Origin of the sequence: Mannheimia varigena (assembly GCF_013377235.1) — a bacterium.
In the GTDB taxonomy this organism is placed as follows: Bacteria; Pseudomonadota; Gammaproteobacteria; order Enterobacterales; family Pasteurellaceae; genus Mannheimia; species Mannheimia varigena.
On sequence record NZ_CP016226.1, the window covers coordinates 1968802 to 1986079 of the forward strand.

14 protein-coding genes are annotated in these 17278 nt (G+C 39.3%); 9 read left to right on the forward strand and 5 right to left on the reverse strand.

Translation table 11 applies throughout. The annotated features are described in order from the left end of the window. Positions 1-183: 183 nt before the first annotated feature. Genes potC through potA form a run of 3 tightly spaced genes read right to left on the reverse strand, consistent with a single transcriptional unit; the run spans position 184 to position 2916 of the window. Positions 184-951, reverse strand: coding sequence for a spermidine/putrescine ABC transporter permease PotC (gene potC / locus A6B40_RS09270; RefSeq protein WP_038643013.1), 768 nt, complete (start codon positions 949-951; stop codon positions 184-186). Next, on the reverse strand, positions 951-1814 hold the full coding sequence (gene potB / locus A6B40_RS09275) for a spermidine/putrescine ABC transporter permease PotB (RefSeq protein WP_176672211.1): 864 nt from the start codon (positions 1812-1814) through the stop codon (positions 951-953). Before potB ends, potC begins: the two co-directional genes overlap by 1 nt. Next, positions 1801-2916, reverse strand: coding sequence for a spermidine/putrescine ABC transporter ATP-binding protein PotA (gene potA / locus A6B40_RS09280; protein ID WP_025216817.1), 1116 nt, complete (start codon positions 2914-2916; stop codon positions 1801-1803). The genes potB and potA overlap by 14 nt, the downstream gene beginning before the upstream one ends. A 362-nt stretch (positions 2917-3278) precedes the next feature. Here potA and A6B40_RS09285 point away from each other — a divergent pair, with 362 nt between their 5' ends. The 3 genes from A6B40_RS09285 to rep all read left to right on the forward strand — a co-directional run bounded on the left by A6B40_RS09285 (position 3279) and on the right by rep (position 5946). Further along, positions 3279-3560: a BrnT family toxin gene (locus A6B40_RS09285; RefSeq protein ID WP_176672212.1), complete on the forward strand. Its 282-nt coding sequence runs from the start codon at positions 3279-3281 to the stop codon at positions 3558-3560. Beyond that, positions 3532-3813 carry a BrnA antitoxin family protein gene (locus A6B40_RS09290; RefSeq protein WP_176672213.1) on the forward strand — a complete coding sequence of 94 codons (282 nt, stop codon included), beginning with the start codon at positions 3532-3534 and terminating at the stop codon, positions 3811-3813. The genes A6B40_RS09285 and A6B40_RS09290 overlap by 29 nt, the downstream gene beginning before the upstream one ends. Before the next feature lie 114 nt (positions 3814-3927). Beyond that, complete coding sequence (rep, locus tag A6B40_RS09295) at positions 3928-5946, forward strand: DNA helicase Rep (protein WP_176672214.1); 2019 nt, start codon at positions 3928-3930, stop codon at positions 5944-5946. Positions 5947-5992: 46 nt separating this feature from the next. Here the strand turns inward: rep and A6B40_RS09300 are convergent, their stop codons facing one another. After that, positions 5993-7447, reverse strand: a complete 1455-nt coding sequence (locus tag A6B40_RS09300; RefSeq protein ID WP_176672215.1) for an aminoacyl-histidine dipeptidase — start codon at positions 7445-7447, stop codon at positions 5993-5995. Between the two features lie 215 nt (positions 7448-7662). Between A6B40_RS09300 and A6B40_RS09305 the strand changes: the two genes are divergently transcribed. The 5 genes from A6B40_RS09305 to tdeA all read left to right on the forward strand — a co-directional run bounded on the left by A6B40_RS09305 (position 7663) and on the right by tdeA (position 12942). Continuing rightward, positions 7663-8634: a factor H binding protein domain-containing protein gene (locus A6B40_RS09305; protein ID WP_176672216.1), complete on the forward strand. Its 972-nt coding sequence runs from the start codon at positions 7663-7665 to the stop codon at positions 8632-8634. 83 nt (positions 8635-8717) lie between these two features. Then, complete coding sequence (locus tag A6B40_RS09310) at positions 8718-10127, forward strand: surface lipoprotein assembly modifier (RefSeq protein WP_176672217.1); 1410 nt, start codon at positions 8718-8720, stop codon at positions 10125-10127. A gap of 146 nt (positions 10128-10273) precedes the next feature. Next, the gene (gene gpt / locus A6B40_RS09315; protein WP_025216824.1) at positions 10274-10747 is read left to right on the forward strand and encodes a xanthine phosphoribosyltransferase; all 474 of its coding nucleotides are present in this window, start codon (positions 10274-10276) and stop codon (positions 10745-10747) included. Between the two features lie 62 nt (positions 10748-10809). After that, positions 10810-11433 (forward strand): guanylate kinase, encoded by a 624-nt coding sequence (gene gmk, locus A6B40_RS09320; protein WP_025236515.1) that lies wholly within the window; start codon positions 10810-10812, stop codon positions 11431-11433. A 111-nt stretch (positions 11434-11544) separates the two neighbouring features. Beyond that, positions 11545-12942, forward strand: coding sequence for a toxin/drug exporter TdeA (tdeA, locus tag A6B40_RS09325; RefSeq protein ID WP_176672218.1), 1398 nt, complete (start codon positions 11545-11547; stop codon positions 12940-12942). Positions 12943-12987: 45 nt separating this feature from the next. Here the strand turns inward: tdeA and A6B40_RS09330 are convergent, their stop codons facing one another. Beyond that, entirely contained in the window at positions 12988-15519 is a 2532-nt protein-coding gene (locus A6B40_RS09330) for a class I adenylate cyclase (protein WP_176672219.1), read from the reverse strand. 250 nt (positions 15520-15769) lie between these two features. On the opposite strand from A6B40_RS09330, the gene fabB reads away from it, so the two are divergent. Next, positions 15770-16987 (forward strand): beta-ketoacyl-ACP synthase I, encoded by a 1218-nt coding sequence (gene fabB / locus A6B40_RS09335; RefSeq protein ID WP_025247396.1) that lies wholly within the window; start codon positions 15770-15772, stop codon positions 16985-16987. Positions 16988-17278 lie beyond the last annotated feature (291 nt).

Consider the following 17278-nt stretch of genomic DNA (forward strand, 5'->3'; position numbering starts at 1 on the left):
TGGGAGTAATTAATAGCGTAAATTAAAAGTTTTGTAAAGATTTGATTTGTAATAACTATATTTATAATTAGGATATTTTCAATATTTTGTTATGCAAGCGGTCGTTTTTAGTCAGAATTTTGCAAATAATAAACCCCTTAACACAGTAATGTTAAGGGGTTTATTTTATCTAGCTATGGTGATTTAAACCTTCTTTCTCACCACTAACTGGCTTAATACCACAAGCGTTAGTGAGAAAATGATCATAATGGTTGCAAGGGCATTGACCTCTGGGGTCACACCGGTTTTCACCAATGAGAAGATTTTCAGTGGTAATACTTCGTAGCTTGGGCTGGTCACGAATGATGAAACAATGACGTCATCTAATGAGATCGTGAAGCTCAATAACCAACCTGAAATGATCGAAGGCAACGCAAGCGGTAGAATGATTTTGCGTAAAATCGTTACTTCACTTGCTCCTAAGTCTTTCGCTGCTTCCAACATCTTGCCGTCAAAGTCGCTTAAGCGTGATGAAATCGCAATCACTACATAAGGCAAACAGAAGGTGATGTGGGCAATTAACAGCGAAATAAAGCCTAATTTAATGCCTAAAATCATAAATAGCACAAGCATTGACACCGCCATTACGATATCCGGCGACATCATTACCACGAATAACATTCCGCCCACTAATTTTTTACCACGGAAGCGGTAACGGTAGAGAGCGATAGAGGTTAATGCTCCTAAAATAGTGGAGAATGTTGCTGCAAAGAACGCAATGGTTAATGAGTTCATTGTCGCTTGTACGAGCGTATCGTTGGCAAATAAGCGTTCGTACCAGTTCCAGGTAAAGCCTTTCCAATTCAGACCGAAGCGATCAGCGTTGAATGAGTTGATCACAAGAATGATAATTGGAATGTAGAGGTAGGCAAACACTGCTAACATAAAAAGGTTTCTAACTGTCTTTTTCATTATTCAAGCTCCACCTTTTTATTCAATAATTTATTTGCACGATAGTAAACATAAAGCATTAATGCCATTAAGATAGTTAAAGCAATACTCACCGCAGAGCCTAAGGCAAATTGGTTGGTATTTAAGAATAAGCTCTTAATAATGTTACCCACTAATGGTGTTTTACCGCCGCCTAATAAGTCTGCTACATAGAACATACCCATTGCTGGAAGCAATACTAACAAGCAGCCTGCCACAATGCCCGGCATGGTGAGTGGAATTGTGACTTTAACGAAACGTTGGAATGCGTTTGCACCCAAGTCTTTCGCAGCTTCCAATAAGCGGTTGTCAATTTTCTCAATAGAAGAATAAAGCGGTAAAATCATAAATGGCAACAAGATGTAAACCAAACCAATGACAATCGCCACTTCGGAGTTTAATAAACGCAACGGCTCGCTGATGATGCCTAATGCCATTAAACTTTCGTTTAAAAAGCCTTTTACGCCTAAGAAAATCTTAATACCGTAAATTCGAATGAGTGAGTTTGTCCAGAACGGCAATACCACTAAAAAGAGTAAAAACGGACGAACTTTCGCTGGCATTTTGGCAATAATAAAGGCAAAAGGGTAGCCGATAATTAAACAGAAGAACGTCGCAATACCCGCCATATAAAGCGAGTTCCATAGCACTTTGGCGTAGGTATCGTTAAATAACGATCTATAAGCATCAAGACTGAAAGCAAAATCAACGAAATATTGACTTTGGCGGTTTTCTGTTAAGAAACTAATAATTAAAACGAGTACGTTCGGCACTAATACGAAAAGTAATAACCAACCGAAAATAGTTGCGACCGCACCATTTTGGAATTTGTTATTCGCCTTCATCGTTTAACACAACCTCCCAACCTTCGTACCAAGTGAGAGCCACTTTCTGACCCACATCGTGGTCAATGTTTGGATCGTCTTCGTTGAAGAATTCGCTAACCAACACGTTCAAGCCGTTGTGATCAAGTTTTACGCTTGATTCTAACGTCATACCTTTATAGTTACGGTCAATAATGTGACCAATGATCGCTTTCGAGCTTTCGTTCTCGTCTAACTCTTCAATCACAATATCTTCAGGGCGCAACAACACTTTCAGTTTTTGATTTGGATGAACTTCCATATCTTCTACTTTAATGTTGCAGATACGGCCTTCCACATTCGCTTTCACGTTTTTGGCATCAACACGCTCAATCACAGTCGCATCAAATACGTTGATTTCGCCAATGAATTTCGCCACAAACAAGTTGCTCGGCTCTTCATAAATTTCACGAGGTGTTCCATCTTGAGCAATTTTACCGCCGTTCATTACGATGATACGGTCAGACATTGTTAAGGCTTCTTCCTGATCGTGTGTTACGAAAATAAAGGTAATGCCTAATTGACGCTGCAACGCTTTCAGCTCGTTTTGCATCTCTTTACGCAATTTATAGTCTAATGCTGAAAGCGATTCATCTAACAACAACACTTTTGGCTTATTCACCACCGCACGAGCAATCGCAATACGCTGTTGCTGACCACCGGAAAGTTGAGCCGGTTTTTGCTGAGCTCTGTCTTCCAAGCGAACCATACGCAATGCTTCCATGACACGAGGCTCGATCTCTGCATTAGGTACTTTTTGCATACGTAAACCAAACGCCACGTTTTCAAAAATGGTCATATGTGGGAATAACGCATAGCTTTGGAATACGGTGTTAACAGGGCGTTGCTCCGCTGGAACATTAGAAACATCTTGCCCATCAAGAATAATTGAGCCTTCAGTCAAATCTTCAAAACCGGCAATTAAACGTAATGCAGTTGTTTTACCACAACCCGAAGGCCCTAAAATTGTTAAAAATTCGCCATCGTTAATGGTTAAATTCAAATTTTTAAGAATCGTTTTACTACCGTAGCTTTTTGTTACATTTTTAAGCTCGATGATAGCTTTTTGTTCTAATTTTTCCATCTACTGTTGTTTTCCCTTAAATCAAAAGAAAAGGATTAAAAAACCAGGCCTGCAGCCCCCAAAAAATCAATTGATAATGATATAGCTAAAGGGGCAAGATTGAAAGGAAAAATTTGCGTTTTCCCGATTTTTCTCGGATTAACAAGCGGTCTACTTTTGCTTGTTTTTTGCAAATTTTGGAAGAAATCTGACCGCTTTGTACATCAATAAATTTATTTTTGCGATCTGTGTCGAAAAATGGCATTTTAATGAATGCCGAATTGATATATTCCGAATATGCTAAGAGTCTAATGACTTTTTGTAACAACAAAAAATCATTGATCTTAAAAAATCAGAATGCTATAAATTCAGAGGTTCTATGAATGAAGCTAGAATATGACGAACAAAAAAGCGAGAAAAATCGTATAGAACGGGATTTGCCATTCTCTATGGTTGCAGATTTCGAGTTTGATACGGCCTTTATTCGAGAGGATTTACGTTATGAATATGCAGAAACAAGATACCGAGCATTAGGGCGAATAGGCAATCGGCTTTATGCTCTCGTTTTCTGTTTGAGAAATGAAGCCGTGAGAGTAATCAGTTTTAGAAAAGCGAATGTGAGGGAGATAAAACTTTATGAGCAAAACAAAAAATTCAGTGATTGAGATTGAAAATCCGATGTGGACACAAACAGATTTCGACAATGCACTTCATTTTGACCAACTGCCACCACAATTACAACATTTAGTCTTAGTTTCACAAGCCAAAAAACGAGGCAGACCGACAAGTGCTGATAAAAAAGTGAGTGTCACTATTCGTTACTCCTCAAAAGTGATTGAAGCATTCAAAGCCACTGGCAAAGGTTGGCAAACCCGAATGAACCAAGTGTTGGAAGACTATATTTCTCAACATTCGTGATTCAATTTACCAAGCGGTCAAATTTCCTCTACTTTTTGCAAGTTTTAGCAGAAATTCGACCGCTTGTTTTCTTTCCGTTAAAATAGCCGGCAAAATCACTTTTCAACAGATCCAATGAAACTCAATTCTCAACAACAACAGGCGGTGGAATATACGCAGGGGGCTTGTCTTGTGCTGGCGGGAGCCGGCTCGGGCAAAACTCGGGTGATTATTAATAAAATCGCCCATTTAATTGCACATTGTGGCTATTCGCCGAAGCAGATTGCAGCGGTGACTTTTACCAACAAGGCGGCTCGTGAAATGCGGGAGCGGGTGGCTCACTCTATCGGCAAGGAAAACAGCAAAGGGCTGACGATTTCCACGTTCCACACGCTCGGTTTTGATATTTTAAAGCGTGAATACAAGCTGCTCGGTTTTAAATCGGGAATGACGCTATTTGACGAACACGACCAAATTGCTCTGCTCAAACATCTATTGCCGGAAAATGTGACGGAAGATAAGGATTTGCTCAAAGCCCTGATTTCCACCATTTCAAATTGGAAGAACGATCTGCTTTCGCCTGAAATGGTGATTGCTCGGGTGCGTGATGAGCGTGAGAGAGTCTTTTCGCATTTTTATCAGCTCTACCAAAACCAGCTCAAGGCTTATAACGCCTTGGATTTCGACGATTTAATTATGCTGCCGGTGCTGCTGTTCCGCCAATTTCCAGAGGCAAAAGCCCGTTGGCAGCAGAAAATTCGTTACTTGCTGGTGGACGAATATCAAGACACTAACACCAGCCAATACGAGCTGATTAAGTTGATTGTCGGCAACGAGCCGAATTTCACCGTAGTGGGTGATGATGACCAGTCCATCTACTCTTGGCGTGGGGCGAAGCCGGAAAATATGCAGCGGCTGCGTGAAGATTTCGAGCTGAAAGTGATAAAACTGGAGCAAAATTACCGCTCCAGCCAACGGATTTTGCATTGTGCCAATATTTTAATCGACAATAACGATCACCTGTTCACCAAACGTCTCTTTTCCGAGCTTGGCGAGGGCGAAAAACTGAATGTGATTGAGGCAAAAAATGAGGAACACGAGGCGGAGCGGATTGTCGGCGAGCTGATTGCTCACCGTTTCTCTCGCAAGACGAAATATAAGGATTATGCGATTTTATATCGGGGCAATCATCAATCCCGATTGCTGGAAAAATTGCTGATGCAGAACCGCATTCCTTACAAAATTTCGGGCGGCACCTCGTTTTTTGCTCGGGCGGAAATCAAAGATATGATGGCCTATTTGCGGTTGGTGGTGAACCAAGATGACGATGCGGCATTTTTACGCATTGTGAACACGCCAAAACGTGAAATCGGGGCAGCAACACTGGAAAAATTGGGCATGCTGGCGAATGAAAAACAGGTGAGCTTGTTTGAGGCGATTTTCGATTTTGAGCTGATTCAACGTCTCACGCCGAAGCCTTACCAAGCTTTGCAGGATTTTGCTCGATGGATTGTGGAAATTGCCGACCAAGCGGAGCGTTCAGATCCGATTGAGGCGGTGAAAGATCTGCTGGCAAAAATTCAATACGAAGCCCATTTGTATGAAATGGCGGCGAACCTGAAAGTGGCGGAAATGCAGAGCCGCAATGTGCAAACCTTGTTTGAGTGGGTGCAAGGAATGCTTGAGGGGGATGAAATTGAAGAGCCGATGAATTTGGTGCAGGTGGTGAACCGCCTGACGTTGCGAGATATGCTCGAGCGTGGCGAAGACGATGACGAAGCCGACCAAGTGCAGCTAATGACGCTCCACGCCTCGAAAGGATTGGAGTTTCCGCATGTTTTCTTAATTGGAATGGAAGAGGGCATTTTGCCGCACCAAACCAGCCTAGATGAAGAGAATGTAGAGGAAGAACGCCGTTTGGCCTATGTGGGTATTACTCGGGCTCAACAAACACTGACTTTTTCGCTCTGCAAAGAACGCCGTCAATATGGTGAAATTATCAAGCCTGAGCCGAGCCGTTTTTTACTGGAGCTGCCGCAAGATGATTTGGTGTGGGAAAGAGATAAACCACCGCTCACCGAGCAACAAAAAGGGGCGAAGTCTTCGGCGAATATCGCGAATTTAATGGCGATGTTGAAAGCAAATAAAAAATAACAAGGTATTTAAGGGCGAAAGGTATTCGCCCTTTATATTGATGAAATTATTTTTGCGGAGCTTGTGCAAGCAAGCGAGTTAATAACTTCCAATACGTTTCCACCGCCGGAATATGCACTTTTTCATCTGGCGAGTGGGCGTTGAGAATAGTTGGTCCAATCGACACAAAATCCATATTAGGATAGATTTTATTGATTAAACCGCATTCTAAACCTGCGTGAATAACTTTAATTTGAGATTCATAACCTAAAATATCATCGTAAATCGCTTTGGTTAATGGGGTGATTTTTGAATATGGATTTGGTTCCCAGCCCGGATAATTGCCGGAAAAATCAACCTCCGCCCCTACAAGTGTGGCTAATGAGCGAATTTTACTGCGAATATCGGCTTTGCCCCCTTCAATTAAAGAACGAGCGAGAATAGTCGCTTTTACATCGCTCTCTTTGGTACTCAGCACGCCAATGCTTAATGAAGTTTCCACCACATTTTCCACAACATCGCTATTACGCACCACACCATTTGGCAGAGCGTTAATGAAGTGAATTACACGTGCGGTACTCGCTAGGTCGAATACTTGTTCAGGCACGCCAGCTTCTTCAATGAAAAATTGGAAGTTTGGCTCTGCAATTCTGAGCTCTGTTTTTAACTGCTCGGCAGTTTGGGTTAAACAAGCGGTCAATTTTTCCTTATTTTCTGCAGAAACAATTAGTGTTGCGTGAGCTTCACGTGGAATAGCGTTACGCACAGAGCCACCTTGAACAGCGGAAATTTGAAATTCCACTTCGTTGTAAGCTTCTTCCAAAATACGAGCGAAAACTTTAATTGCATTTGCTCGAGTTGTGTGGATATCACAACCTGAATGCCCGCCTTGTAAGCCTTTAAGCGTAAAGGTAAGAGCCGCATCTTGCTGATGTGGCACTAAAAAAACGGGAAGCGTTATATTCACATTTTCGCCACCGGCACAGCCGATATAAATTTCACCATTTTCTTCGGTATCGGTATTAATCATAATATCGGCAGTCAGCCAGTTCGGGCGTAAACCAATCGCTCCTTCCATTCCCGCTTCTTCTGTCATTGTAAGTAGCACTTCAATGGTTGGGTGAGCTAAGTCATCACTATCCAACACAGCTAAGCACGAAGCTAAACCAATGCCGTTATCCGCCCCAAGCGTTGTACCTTTCGCTTTCACCCATTCGCCATCAATATAAGGTTGAATCGGGTCTTTTTTGAAATCGTGAACTGTGCCGGCATTGGCTTGTGGCACCATATCTAAATGAGCTTGTAGGGCAATGACGGCACGATCTTCCATTCCTGCCGTTGCAGGCTTACGGATTAACACGTTACCCGCTTCATCACGCTCTACAAAGAAATTTTTCGATTTTGCCCAACTCACAATAAATTCTGCTAGTTCTTCCTCGTGATAAGACGGGTGCGGAATAGCACACACTTTATCAAACCATTGCCAGAGCAGTTGAGGGGAGAGAGTTGCAATTTCAGACATAATGAGCTCCTTTTGTAAAAAATTGAGAAAAAATCACCGCTTGTATTTAAGCTGGATAGCTATCTCTACCATTGTAGAATAATTTGATTGAAATTTAATAAAAAAATCTTAAAAAAAGTGAAAAAAGAACTTGATGACTGATTGTTTTTTTTTTGTACAATCTGAGTGTGTTTTAAACACAAAAATTATCTTTTATCTTACAAAAGGAACATTTTATGTCTATTAAAAAAGTAACATTAGCAAGTTTGATTTTGTTGAGTTTAACGGCTTGTGGTAGTGGCGGCTCCGGTGGCAACTCAAACAATGCAACAAAACCGAATGCTAAACCGCAAACCACTCAACAACAAGCCGATAAAGCCGTAGCTGAGAAGACAGCGAAGGACAAGGCTGCTAAAGAAAAAGCAGAAGCTGAGCGTTTAGCGGCAGAAAAAGCGGCAAAAGAGAAAGCGGAAGCGGAACGTTTAGCGGCAGAAAAAGCAGCGAAAGAGAAAGCAGAAGCGGAGCGTTTAGCGGCGGAACAAGCGGCGAAAGAGAAAGCGGAAGCGGAACGTTTAGCAGCCGAAAAAGCAGCGAAAGAGAAAGCGGAAGCAGAGCGTTTAGACGCTGAAAAGATATCAAAAGCCAAAGGGATAGATATTGAAGAAAAGGGATTTTCAACAGTCCCTCACACATCTAGCCAAGAAGGTAATCTAGATGTACAGCATTGGGGAAATTTGTATAACCAAAAATATTCTGTTGTCGTTGTAACAACTACTACTAAAATAGGTTGGAATAATGATGTTTATGTAAATTCTGATGTATCTACTGTAGATACTAGAGGTCTCAAAACAGAAATTCTACCTAAGGAAGGAAAAGCTACTTACACAGGGAAAGCGTTTGACTATAGATTTTATCGCTCTGGTGATCTGTCATATAATGTAGATTTTTCTCAAAGAATTGGATCTGGAAAGATTAGAAATTCACTTGGGGATAGTTATACGCTATCACAGGGGAATATTGATAATGGGATAATTTCGGGCACAGCCTCAAAACATCAAGGTAATCCAAATCATAATAGTGGAAATTATTATTCAGGTGGGGATTATAAAGTTCAATTTTTTGGACCGAATGCTGAAGAAATAGGAGGAGAGTTAAATATTGGTGATGAAAAACTCGGTCTAGCAGGCACTCGTGGCGATATCCAATAATAACCTTTTCTAATATCCAATGCCGTTTAACCACAAATTAAACGGCATTTATATTAACCGTATCCCCAATTTTCTTTGTCTTTATGAAAAAATATACCCTGTTATTTCCACTTTTTAGCTCTTTTGTGTTGGCAGAAACCGCGATTGAGCACAACACAGATCCCGTTTCTTTTGAACGCCATTCACAAGCGGTCAAATTTGAGCAAAATTTTGTAAAAAAATCGCAAAAAACGACCGCTTATCAAGCTGAATATTCATTCAATCAGACTGTTGAACAGCAAATTAATCAAGCAATTTTGAGCCAAAATTGGGAAAACTTAGCACCGCTTTTAAGCCATTATCAGCAAATGCCCAATGTTGATCCTTTACTTTGGCATTACGCCAAAGCGGCACTTGCCTATGCGAAAAAAGATCATTATTCAGCCATTTTTCACTATCGCCAATTACTCTCCAGAAATTCCAATTTGGTTTATCCACGTTTTGATTTAGCGTTAATTTTGGCAGAAGATCAGCAATTTCGTGAGGCGGAGCGTGAATTTAGCCGTATTCAAGCCAATTTACCGCCCGATTTAGGCAAAATTGCGGCGAATACTCAAATGCAAATTGCAGAAAATGAGCGTTGGCAGCCTGATTTTTACTTGCAATATACCCAGACAAATAACGTGAATAATGCGTCATCTTCGCCGATTGTAAGCGTAAATGGGCGGATTTTCCGCAAAAATGAAGAAAATTTACCACAATCGGCCAAAGGAATTCGTTATGGCTTAGGGTTAAGCAAATTACAGAATTTGCGTGGTAATCACTTTGTGGAATTAGGGCTAAATTATAGCGGTATTTATTATTGGGATAATCAAGATTACCGTGAACAATCTCTTTCTATTTCACCAAGTTATAGTTACCGCAAGGCTCGCTATCGCTTTAGCGTTTCGCCGTTTATTGAGCAGAATTGGCTAGGCAGTAGCCGTTATAATTATCAGTTTGGGGCAACGGTAAGTGGCTTGCGTTATCTCAATTCACAATGGTTGATATCAGGCAGTGTTACCCATTTACAAAAACGCTATTTTGATGAGCTAACCGCAAGTCGTTATAGCAGTTACCAGCACCAAATCAGCGGCGGATTACAATGGCAAGCGGTCAAAAATTGGCGATTTTTTGCAAATTTAGACAGCAGCCGTGAGGTTGCTCGTGAGAAAGCTCAAACGTCAAATAAGTGGTTAGCAAGAGTTGGAGCGATTTATCAAGGCGAAAAATGGGCAGCTCAGGCAAGTTTAGGCTTTGGAAAACGCTATTTTGCTGATAAGCACTATTTATTTGGCTATAAACGGCAAGATAAGGAATATCAAGTTAATCTTGCGGTTTGGAATCGTACTTGGCATTGGCAAGGCATTGTGCCGAAGTTGAATTTCCGTTATCAAAAAATGGATAGTAATATTGCCGATTTTTACTCTCGACAAAATAAAGAACTGTTTTTTACGTTAGAGAAGCTATTTTAGTGCTGGTTTTTTGCACTACGCATACGGTTGCGTAATAAGTTGTATAAAAAAATGAATGAAATGATGGCGAAAAAACCATTTTCAGGTTATTCTAGTGCAATTTTTTTATATCGGGGTGAGCCCCAATTTTATATTAGGTTGTTTCTATGAGCGAAAAATACACAAACGAAAAATATGTGGTAACGTGGGATATGTTCCATATGCACGCCCGTAAGTTGGCAGAAAATTTATTACCCGCTTCTCAGTGGAAAGGGATTATTGCAGTAAGTCGTGGCGGTTTATTCCCTGCTGCTGTTTTAGCACGTGAGTTGGGTATTCGCCACGTAGAAACAGTGTGTATCGCAAGCTACGATCACGATAATCAAGGTGAATTAAAAGTATTACACGCAGCTGAAACTGACGGCGAAGGTTTTATTGTAGTAGATGATTTGGTGGATACCGGAAATACCGCAAAAGAAATTCGCAGAATGTACCCGAAAGCACGTTTTGTAACCGTATTTGCTAAACCACAAGGTGCTCCATTAGTTGATGATTATATCATCGACATTCCACAAGAAACCTGGATTGAGCAGCCTTGGGATTTAGGTATTACCTTTGTTCCGCCTTTGGCTCGTAAGTAATTTTGTGTAATGGACAATGAAAATTGTCCATTATTTTTATCTGTTTTAAATTGATTAAGAAAATGAGTTTAGGTCATCTTTATATTATTTCAGCACCCAGTGGTGCAGGTAAATCGTCGTTAATTAACGCATTATTAGCTGATTTGCCACGTTCTGAAGTCCAACTTTCTGTTTCTCACACAACCCGTAATCCACGTCCGGCTGAACAAGATGGCGTGCATTATTACTTTACCAACCACGAAGAATTTAAGCGTTTAATTGAGCAAGAGCATTTTTTGGAATGGGCGGAAGTGTTCGGTAATTACTATGGCACATCGCTACCAATGATTGAACGCAGCCTTGAACAAGGGATTGATGTTTTCCTTGATATTGACTGGCAAGGGGCAAGACAGATTCGGGAAAAAGTGGCAAATGTGAAAACGATCTTTATTTTGCCACCTTCAAAAGCTGAACTCGAAAAACGCTTAATCGGGCGAGGGCAAGACTCAGCAGAAACCATTGCAAAACGTATGGCAGAAGCCGTTTCTGAAATGAGCCATTATGATGAGTTTGATTATGTGATTATTAATGATAACTTTGAACAAGCTCTTTCTGAGCTAAAAGCAATTTTAGTGGCAGAGCGTGTCAGTTTAAATAGTCAGAAAATTCGTCATACCAATCTGATTAGTGAACTATTACATAACTAAATGAACAAGCGTTCATTTTAGCTGGAAAGAAACGCAGTTTTTGGGTAGAATACGCCGGTTTTCTACCCAAATTTTTTCACAAAATTATTTTATCCCAAATAAGGACATAGAATGAAACTCTCAAAATTAGCCTTTTCTGTGGTGTTAGCCTTAACAGTAACGGCTTGTACCACCGGAAATATGAGCAATGATGGTTCTTTGCAAAAAGCACAAGAAACTTATCAAAGTTATGATGAAATCACTAAGCAATATCAAATTAACGAGCAATGGTGGCAAGGTTATAGTGATGCTGAATTAAACCGTGTTGTTGATTTAGCCATTAAAAACAACCTTGATTTAGCAAAAAGCGGGATTGCAGTAAATAAAGCTCTTTATAATGCGAACTTAGTGGGGGCAAATCTAGTTCCAACCTTTAGTGGTTCAGGTTCTGCTTCAGCCGCAAAAGGATTGGGTTCGGCTTCTTCTAATAATATTTCAACCGGTGTTTCAACTACAGCGGCTCAAGCAGCATTCAATTTAAGTTATACCATTGATTTATGGCAGCGTTTAGCTGACACCGCGAGTGCGGCAGAATGGGTTCATAAAGCGACGGTTGAAGATTTAAAAGCAACTCGCTTATCTATCATCAACTCAGTGGTAACTACTTATTATCAATTAGCTTATTACCGTGATGCTATTCGTATTACCGAAGAAAGCATTAAAAACTATGAGCAAATCAGCCGTATTTTAACGAACAAGATGAATGCAGGTGCAATTGACCGTTTAGCGGTAGATCAAGCACAGCAAGCAGTTTTAACTGCTCGCAACAAGGTGATTGAATTACGCACAATGCAAAAAACGGCAGAGCAGACGTTACGCAATTTGCTAAATGTTCACCCAAATACACCGCTTAATATCCGCTATCCAAATATTATGAACGTGAAATTGCAAGGTGTGGATTTAAATGTGCCGGTTTCAGCGATTGCAAATCGCCCTGATGTAGTGGGTTCGCTACAACGTTTACAAAGTGCCTTTAAATCTTTAACGGCGACAGAGAAAAGCTGGTTCCCAACTTTAACTATTGGCGGTTCTATTACAGGTAATGCTACAAATGTGGGGAATATTGCAGATAACCTGGTTGGTAATGCGTTAATTAAACTGGATTTACCATTCTTAGATTGGAATCGTGTAAAAAATAATGTAAAAATTTCAGAAACGGATTATGTAACGGCTCGTTTAAATTATGAGCAAAAAATTACTTCGGCGTTAAATGAAATTGATCGTTATTATTATGGCTATACGCAATCAAGAAGCTCGTTAAAAGTGCTACAAGATGCATATAATCAAGATAAACGCATCAGTACATACTACAAAAATCGTTATGAACAAGGTGTTTCAGAATTCCGTGAATGGATAGCTGCAATGAACACCGAGCGTAATTCCCAACTTGCCATTTTAAATGCCAAGTACACCATCTTAGCGAATGAAAATGCGGTGTACCAAGCAATGGCAGGTAAATATAGACACTAAGAGTTTTGTTATAAGAAAGGCTAATATACATATTAGCCTTTTTGCTTATTTAGAAAGGGCTTTTTGAGCTAAATAATCTAAGTGTTGCCTGCTTTGGTAAGGCACAATAGAAATATCATCATTTAGTGAAATTAATTGATAAAACTGCGGATGGTTAAAACTACTAAATGTGGAATATTCATCTGAATCAAGATGCTTGTCATGTTGTAACTTATTGATTTTTATTATTTTTTCTTCTTTGTTTCCTTGGCAGTTGTAGTAACTTTCTACATTATTACGCTCATCTACAATATAAACGTTAAAGCTACTGTTAGAATTGTCTTCAAAGAAAAATTGAAGGAATCCTTCACTGGCAAATTCACTAATTTGTTTCGGGAATGATTTCTTGTTATTTTCAGGTGAGGTTGTCTTCGTATTTGCAAAATTATCGGCATTTTCGACCGCTTGTTCTTCTACTTGTCGAATACCAAAATTCTGTTTGCTGAAAACGAGCTGCCAGGTTTTACCTGCCATTTTGAAGGTGTCATTACCATCAGATGGTAATACGCAACCTGTTTGAATCGTAATACATTTATGCACTAAATCTGCAACAAAATCACGTAGCTCGCTTCGTAAGTATTTGCTATAACAAAACACATTGACTGATTGTGGTGAAGATGCACTTTGATAAATGCGGTTAGAGACTAATTTAAGTGCTTTTAAAATAGCATCATCGCCTTCAAAGTGTTGGGTTCTGATTTCATTCCAGACATTTCGGTAAATAATGCTTACGCTTCCCACTAATGACTTTTGTGAACTACTAAAGTTAAACAAATCACTTTGTTGAATTTTTTTCGGTAAGTTCTGGATATTTAGTGTTGGATCTTGTACTAAATTAATCGCGATGGATAAATTACGAATCTCGTTTGGATGATATAGATCTTCATCTGTCATTTCGGGAGCTTGAATAGGAAATGAAAGACGTAAATCAGTAATGAATTGGCGTAATTTCTCGGTGTTTAGGCTTGAGCTTATTGTGTGTAGATGCGTTGCTGCATTAATAATCCCATTAAAGTATCCCCAAGCAATTAATTTGATTGGGCTACGGTTATAGTGAACATAACGATTTTCGGCATCATATTGGCTTTTTGGCACTTGGTTTACTAAATACCAACCTGGCTGCATCGAGCCACCAGTTCTTGCTTCAATAATAGTCAGATTAGGTTCTGCTAAATTCGATGAAATTTTAGGATTAATGAGAGAAACTTTACCTGGCAGATTTTCAAAAACAGAATAGAGTCGGCGCATTAGGATATCAATGTCGTTTGTCATAATACTCGGATTAATATGAAATTTCCGTGCAAAATGGATAAGATTGCGATAGCTCTGTAGTAGGTGATCGACAAGCATGATTTCGTGTTTCATCACTTGTTTGATTTTCCAATTGGGACGATTAAACAGCAAATTAGTCTGTTTCTCATTCCAAGACCAAGATTCTACTAGTTCTTGTAAATCATTTGCTCGCCAACTTTTATGGAGAGTTCCTTCAATCGCTTTAGTGTAAAAACAAACACGCAAGCGGTCTAATTTTACCCATTCTTTACGAGCAATAAGATGTTCGGTAACTAGCTCAAGCATCGCAAGATATGGGTCAAAATGATATGTTACTGCCTCATCACTTAATATTTTTTTCTTAAACTCTTTTGAGATGAGCTTTGTTTTAGGGTAAGTATGGGCATAGCATTCAAGCAATAAAATTTTAATAGCAGATTTATACGGATTATTAATACCTTTATAGAGTTGCCATAAGCTTGCACCAAAAAATTCACTGGTTGAAAGACTAGAAAAATCACCAAAATCTATCCATTCACTGAGATCAATATCAGGATTGTTATGTGCGTTTAAATATTCATTTTTCTGTAAATGTAACCAAAGTAAGCGTTTGCCAGCAAGTAAGATTGCTGAACGATAGAATTCATCAAGTAAGAAAAAATGCTGAGCTGAACCACTATGTTCATCTGTCACACCGCTACTATAAGTTTGAGCTTTAAATTGCTCTGGATTCATTAAGAAAATATTGATATCTACATCGAAAGTTTTTGCCCATTCTTGTAGTTTAGTGATTTTTAACTCCATTAGCTTATATTGCTCAATGGTTAAATCATTTGAATAACAGAGCCATAAATCTAAATCAGACAAACTTGTTTGGGTAATAGAACCGATGCTTCCCATACAGTAAAGTGCATCAAAACTGATTTGATTTTTTAAATGATAAGCAGAAATTGCCTCATCAAAGCTATAAGACATTAATGATTGTTTCTGATAATCAGAGAGTTCAAAACGCCAAATACCTTGCGGAGCATTCTCAACATAAGCAGGCAATGTAGGATGATTTAGATGGATAAGCAGTGGAAGTAACGAAAAAACATGGGTGAAGCATTGGTTATTTGCTCTCATTGCTCGTTCAATGCGGTAGGTATTTAATTGATCGAGCCGCTTTTTAGTAAAGTCTAATTTTTGAGAAAAGCTAAGTTTATCAGTAGTAATAGTCGTTTTTTCTACTGTGATTTGATTAGCTTTCAGACTTAGTGTTTTCACGTCAGCTTCCTTACTAAAAATGTGATCTACTCAACATTTTAGCTCAAAAGCTATTGTTATGGAATGCTGTAAAAATAAATCTGATTTATATCTTTTTGTATAAAACAGCTCGGATCTGACCACTATCTTATTCGAAAAGAGTTCAGACCAGTCACAATTTTGTGTAAAATAGATAAGTTTTAGTAGCTTATTTGAGCGAACAAGTGTAAGCTGAATTTACTATTTTTTCATAAATGATGAAGGAAACAAAATGAAAAGAGTTGTTATTACAGGTTTAGGTGTTATTTCAAGTATTGGTAACAATAAAGAAGAAGTGTTAGCCTCATTAAAAGAAGGTAAGTCAGGTATTGAATTTGTACCTGATTTTGCTGAAGTAGGTATGCGTAGCCAAGTGGCGGGCACGATTAAATTAAACCCAGCAGAGCTGATTGACCGTAAAGTTTACCGTTTTATGGGCGATGCGGCAGCTTATGCCTACATTTGTATGAAAGAAGCAATCGAAGATGCCGGTTTAACTGAAGATAATGTTTCAAACGAGCGTACAGGTTTAGTAATTGGCTCTGGTATCGGCTCTGCTCGTGCTCAAGTTGCGGCAACAGATGCAGTGCGTGGACCTCGCGGTGTAAAAGGTATTGGGCCTTATGCGGTAACTAAAACAATGGCATCAAGCGTATCTGCTTGTTTAGCTACGCCCTTTAAAATTAAAGGAGTAAACTATAGCATTAGTTCTGCTTGTGCAACTTCAGCTCACGCAATCGGACACGCAATGGAGTTAATCCAATTAGGCAAGCAAGATGTTGTTTTTGCGGGTGGTGCAGAAGAGCTTTGCTGGGAAGGCGCGGCACAGTTCGATGCGATGGGGGCAGTATCTTCTAAATATAATGACACGCCAACTAAAGCGAGCCGTGCTTATGATGCAAATCGTGATGGTTTTGTTATTGCAGGTGGTGGTGCAATCTTAGTGATTGAAGAATTAGAACACGCCCTTGCTCGTGGTGCCAAGATCTACGCAGAAATTGTGGGCTATGGTGCAACATCTGATGGTTACGATATGGTTGCCCCAAGTGGTGAAGGTGCAGAACGTTGTATGAAACAAGCTATGGCAACTGTAAATGGCGAAATTGAATACATTAACGTACACGGTACCTCTACTCCAGTCGGTGATGTGAAAGAACTGGGTGCAATCCGCAATGTATTTGGCGATAAGACTCCTGCTATTTCTTCAACTAAATCAATGACAGGGCACTCTCTTGGTGCTGCAGGGGCCCACGAGGCAATTTATTCATTATTAATGTTGGATAACAATTTTATCGCACCAAGCATTAATATTGAAACTCTCGATGAGCAAGCTGAAGGTATGAATATTGTAACTGAACGCCAAGACAAAGAGTTAACCACTGTAATGTCTAATAGCTTCGGCTTTGGTGGTACAAACGCTTGTTTAGTGTTCCAACGCTATTCAAAATAATTTCATCTTAATGGATAAAGATAAAGAAGTGCGGTAACGCACTTTTTTATTACCTACAAGCGGTTGAATTTTGCTAAAAATTTGCAAATTGATTCCTGTTTCGTATCTTCTCTATTTTTTTCACAAAAAAATCAAATTTTATTTTTATCTGCTTATATTTATATTTTTAGCATTAAATTTTGTTAAATTGTTTTTATGATCGCCATATAAAAGAATTTCAATTTATTAAGCAGAATAATAATTTTAGCATTTTTTTAACAAGATTTTTGAACATCTATTTTTTACTTTATT